Annotated in this window: 2 protein-coding genes; both read left to right on the forward strand. The window is 38.2% G+C overall.

What is annotated here, in order from left to right:
• Positions 1 to 8: 8 nt before the first annotated feature.
• Entirely contained in the window at positions 9 to 4,349 is a 4,341-nt protein-coding gene (locus tag HX004_RS07935; protein ID WP_286441908.1) for a CusA/CzcA family heavy metal efflux RND transporter, read from the forward strand.
• Between the two features lie 12 nt (positions 4,350 to 4,361).
• Complete coding sequence (locus HX004_RS07940; protein WP_286441909.1) at positions 4,362 to 5,540, forward strand: efflux RND transporter periplasmic adaptor subunit; 1,179 nt, start codon at positions 4,362 to 4,364, stop codon at positions 5,538 to 5,540.
• The last annotated feature ends 473 nt before the right edge of the window (positions 5,541 to 6,013 follow it).

Below are 6,013 nucleotides of genomic sequence, written 5' to 3' on the forward strand. Positions count from 1 at the left end.
ATATAGAGATGCTAGATAAAATCATTCATTTTAGTATCCGAAACAAATTTATCATTGGACTTTTCGTATTGGGACTTATCGCAGTAGGAAGTTATTCTTTGGTACATTTGCCTATGGATACACAACCTGATATTACCAATAATCAGGTACAAATTATTACAAGTTCGCCTACTTTGGCAACCCAAGAGGTGGAGCAATTTATTACTTATCCCATTGAACAAGCTGTTAAGCCAATTCCCAATATTACGGAGTTGCGTTCAATTAGCCGTTTTGGCTTGAGCGTAGTCACTGTTGTTTTTAGTGAAGACACCGATATCTATTGGGCTAGAAATCAGATCAATGAAAATTTAAAAGCCGCAGAAGAAGTAATCCCTAAAAATGTGGGAACACCAGAACTAGCTCCTGTGAGTACAGGATTAGGTGAAATATATCAATATGTTGTTTATGCCAAAGAAGGCTATGAAGATCAATACAATAGTATGGATTTGCGTACTATTCAAGATTGGATCATAAAACCTCAATTAATTGGTGTAAAGGGAGTTGCGGAAGTAAATACGTTAGGAGGACATCTGAAACAATATGAGGTATCGGTGCAACCTGATCGTCTGAAAAGTATGAATACATCCATCATCGAGATTTTTGATGCCTTGGAACAAAATAATGAAAATACAGGAGGTGCTTATATTGATAAAAAACCCTATGCGTATTTCATTCGTAGTATTGGTATGGTACAATCAATGGAAGACATTGAAAAGATTGTTGTTAAAACAGTCAATGGTACTCCCATTTTAATTCGCGATGTAGCGGAAGTAAAAATTGGCAGTAGCATTCGCTATGGTGCAGTGACCAAAGATGGAAAAGGAGAAGATGTAAGCGGTATGGTGATGATGTTGAAGGATTCTAATACGCAAGAAGTGGTGAAATTGGTCAAAGAAAAAATGACACAAATTGAAAAAACACTTCCAGAAGGGGTGGCGATAGAATCTTTTATTGATCGTACCAAACTCATCGACAAAACGGTGAGTACGATTCAAACCAACCTTATTGAGGGAGCCTTGATTGTTGTATTTGTTCTAGTTTTATTACTCGGAAATTGGCGTGCAGGATTAATCGTTGCTTCCGTAATTCCGTTGTCTTTGCTCTTTGCTATTAGCTTGATGAAACTGTTTGGTGTTAGTGGTAACCTAATGAGTTTGGGGGCAATAGATTTTGGATTGATTGTCGATGGAGCCGTGATTATTGTAGAGGCTATTGTTCATCGACTGCATATCGGAAAAAATAGGAAACTCACCCAACAGGAGATGAATGCCGAAGTATATCAAGCTGCTTCTAAAATTAGAACCAGTGCCTCTTTTGGGGAGATTATTATCTTGATTGTTTACTTGCCAATTTTAGCCTTAACGGGAATTGAAGGCAAGATGTTCGGTCCTATGGCGATGACGGTATCTTTTGCTATTTTGGGAGCCTTTATTCTGTCTTTGACCTATGTGCCGATGGCTTCTTCTTTATTCTTGAAGAAAGAAGCAGGAAAGACAAAACCGAATTTTAGCGATAAATTAATTGATAAATTATATCGTATTTATAAACCAATATTGGAAAAAGCATTCAAAGTAAAGCGATTCGTTTTAGTACTTGCTTTTGGTTTATTTGCTTTAGCTCTTGTAGTGTTTAGTAAAATGGGAGGGGAGTTTATCCCAACTTTGGATGAAGGGGATTTAGCTACCCATATTATTATTTCTTCGGGGAGCTCACTTTCACAAGAAATAGAAACTACCACCAAAGCAGAGCAAATTTTGATGGAGAATTTCCCAGAAGTAAAGATGGTGATTTCTAAAATTGGAAGTGCTGAAATTCCCACTGATCCCATGCCGATGGAAGCTGCAGATATGATTATTGTGCTCAAGGAGAAAAAAGAGTGGACTTCTGCAACAACCAAAGAGGAATTAATTGATAAAATGGAAGCCGCTTTAGAGCAAATTCCAGGAGTTACAACCGAGTTTTCTCAGCCAATTCAAATGCGTTTTAACGAGTTAATGACAGGGGTGCGAAGTGACGTAGCCATCAAAGTATTTGGAGAAGATTTAGATCGCTTAGCGAGTATTGGCGATGAGATAAACGGCATGATTGCGAACGTACCAGGTGTTTCTAGCCCTAAATTGGAACGCGTAACCGGATTGCCGCAAATATCCATTAAATACGACAAGGATAAATTGGCGTTGTACGGATTGAAAATTGCCGACATCAGTCAGATTATCCGCGCGGGATTTGCCGGTGAAACGACAGGATTGGTTTACGAAGGAGAAAAGCGATTTGATTTGGTTGTTCGCTTGGATCAAGCATCGAGATCGGATATTGAAAACTTAAAAAATTTCTTTGTTCCCCTTGCGGATGGACAACAAATTCCCCTAAGTCAGATTGCAGACATTGATTATGAAGATGGTCCACAGCAAATTAGTCGTGAGGATGGAAGAAGACGCATTGTTTTGGGATTCAATGTCAAAGGACGCGATGTGAAGAGTGTGGTACACGATATTCAAGAAAAATTAGATGCACAATTGAAATTGCCAGATGGATATTATATTACCTATGGTGGTCAATTTGAAAACTTAGTAGAAGCAACAAATCGCTTGATGATTGCCGTACCGATTGCTTTAGCTTTGATTTTTGTACTGCTGTACTTTACGTTTAAATCTGTCAAACAATCCTTGATTATCTTCACTGCAATTCCCCTATCAGCCATTGGAGGTGTGGCAGCTTTGTGGTTGAGAGATATGCCATTTAGTATTTCTGCTGGTGTGGGATTCATTGCGCTATTTGGAGTAGCCGTACTGAACGGGATTGTCTTGATTGGTCAGTTTAATCAACTAAAAGAACAAGGAATGGATTTATATGAACGCATTATAGAAGGGACTAAAATTCGCTTGCGCCCAGTATTGTTAACGGCAGCAGTGGCTTCCTTGGGATTCTTGCCCATGGCTTTGAGTACAAGTGCAGGGGCAGAAGTACAAAAACCATTGGCAACAGTAGTCATTGGTGGATTAATAACGGCAACATTGTTGACGTTAATCGTCTTACCGATTATCTATTATTATGAAGAAAGAGGATTTCGAAAAACCAAAAAGAACCAGACAGCAGTCTTAACGATTTTAGCTCTTTTAGCAATAAGTGGTGCGCAGGCCCAAGAAGTGAGACGTCTTTCTTTGGAGCAAGCCTTGGAATTAGCACGAGAAAATAACCAAAGCTTACAAGCTTCTAGAGCGAACGTACTAAGTCAGGAGCAAATGGTTAAAACAGCGTATGATATCCCCAAGACTGACGTATCTATGGGATTCGGCTATCTCAATGGAAAAGGACAAAAAGACATCAATCTCAATGTCTCTCAAGCCTTGAGCCCATTTACTTACGGAAAAAAGAAAACCATCCTTCAAAAAGAATATGAAAGTGCTGAAATTCAATTACAAGGAAAAACCATTGCCATTGAATTTGAGATTAAGCAAACTTGGGAAAATATTCTCTATGCTCAATCCAAGAAGAAATTGTTAGAACAGCAATTTACGCTGTTAAAAGCCTTTTCTAAATCGGCGAAATTGCGTTATGAAACAGGAGAAACAACTTTGATGGAAAGCAATGTTGCTCAGGCAAAAGAACAGGAAATTAGTGTTTTATTAACGCAGAATACAACCTTTTTACAGAATGAAAAATCAAAAATCAAAGCGTATTTGAATCTAGATACTGATTTTGAGCTAAGTGAGCGCGAATTGATTTATGACGAACACGATCCATGGGCGGATTTAAATTTAGAAGAGAATAATAGTTTGCAATTGGCAACCAAGGAAATAGAGCGTGTTGAAGCCACTCGAAAATTAGAAAAGTCAATGCTTTTACCCGATGTAACATTGGGGTATGCAATTGAATCGGATGCTGCAGGATTAAGAGCGAATGGAACGAATTACGGAAGAGAATTGCGCATTCCAAGTTATACAGTCGGGGTGAGTATTCCAATCTTCTTCGGTAGTCAGTCGAAAAAAATAAAGGCCATGAAGTACAGTATTGAACAAGCGGAATTGGAAAAAAGTTATTTGCACAAACAGTTGAGCGAATTGGTTCAGCAGCAGCTAGAGATTATTCGTGCCCAACAGTCGGTAATTGATTATTACCAAGATAGTGCCTTGTTGAATGCATCTATTATTCAAGATCACGCGAATAAATCTTACAATAACGGAGATATTTCGTATGTGGAATATATTCAATCCATGGAAACCGCTTTGAACATACAAATTAATTATTTGGATGCGGTATTGCAATACAATTTGGGACACAATGCCCTTCATTATTTAGTTAATCAATAATTTGAATTTGAAATGAAAAGAATATATATAGCTTTAGTTGTATTTGGAATGATTGTCTTTGCGGGTTGTCAAAATAAAACAGCAACGCAAGAAACAACAGTCGCACAAGAAGAAGAGCACGAAGAAAATACGGGAAAAGAAGTAGAATTAAATAGTGCTCAGAAAAAAGCAGCAGGTATTGTGATGGGGCAACTGGAGGACAAAAATCTAACGGATGTCATCAAAGTAAATGGACAAACCGAGTTACCTCCACAAAATCAGGCGGATGTGACGACTTTTTTAAGTGGAACTATTACGCAGATTCTCGTTAACATTGGCGATCGCGTAAACAAAGGACAAGTATTGGCGATTGCTGATAGTCCTGAGTTTATTCGTTTACAAGAGGAATATCAAATATCAAAGAATAATTTAGAATATTTGGAATTGGAATATAAACGCCAACAAACCCTCCGTGCAGAAAACGTCAATTCAGAAAAGACCTATCAAAAGACCAAGTCCGAATTGAATATTGAGAAATCGCGTTATCAATCGTTAACCAATCAATTGTCTTTGTTGGGAACAAATCCCAACGCCATGTCGCGAACCTTAAAAATTGTGGCTCCAATTAGCGGAAACATTTCGGCTATTCCGATACGCATTGGAACAAATATGGTCAACGGACAAACGCTATTCTCTTTGGTCGATAATTCAAAGATTCACTTGGATTTAAAGATTTACGAAAAGGATTTACCTTATGTTCACGAGGGGCAAAAAGTATCGTTTAATCTAACGAACATTAATAAGGAAGAAGTAACAGCAACTATTTTTAGTATTGGAAAAGCGTTTGAACCAGGTACTAAAACAGTGATTGCACATGCAAATATTAATCAAGTGCCTGATAATCTGATTCCTGGGTTATATGTGAATGCCTTGATCGATGTGGGTGCAAAAACAGTAAAAGCGCTGCCTAATGAAGCCATTGTCAAGGCAGATGGAAGAACGTTCATCTTTGTGTCTGATACATCAGAAGAACACGAAGAACATTATCACTATCAACGTGTTGAAGTAAAAACAGGCGTGCAAGAGTTGGGCTATACGCAAGTAGAAATCGTAGAAGAAGTACCAGTAAACTACAGTATTGTCATACAAGGAGCTTATTATCTTCAAAGTCATTTGATTAAAAATGAAGGAGGCGGAGGTCATAGTCATTAGTTGATTTTTGTTGGTTGTTCGTTGTTGGTTGTTGGTTGGTGAGGTGGTGAGGTGTTGAGGTGTTGATTGTTGTTTGGTGTTAGCACTGTCTCTTAAAGTGTTTAAGTTTAAAAATAAAGCTTGGGTTAGGTTTTAAACGACAGTCAACAACGACAGTCAACAACGACAGTCAATAAACGACAGTCAATAAACGACAGTCAACAAACGACAGTCAACAACGACAGTCAACAAACGACAGTCAACAACGACAGTCAACAAACGACAGTCAACAAACGACAATCAACAAACGACAATCAACAAACGACAATCAACAAACGACAATCAACAAACGACAATCAACAACGACAGTCAACAAACGACAGTCAACAAACGACAGTCAACAAACGACAGTCAACAAACGACAGTCAACAAACGACAGTCAACAAACGACAGTCAACAAACGACAGTCAACAAACGACAGTCAACAAACGACA

Source organism: Myroides sp. 1354 (genome assembly GCF_030324495.1).
Taxonomy (GTDB): domain Bacteria; phylum Bacteroidota; class Bacteroidia; order Flavobacteriales; family Flavobacteriaceae; genus Flavobacterium.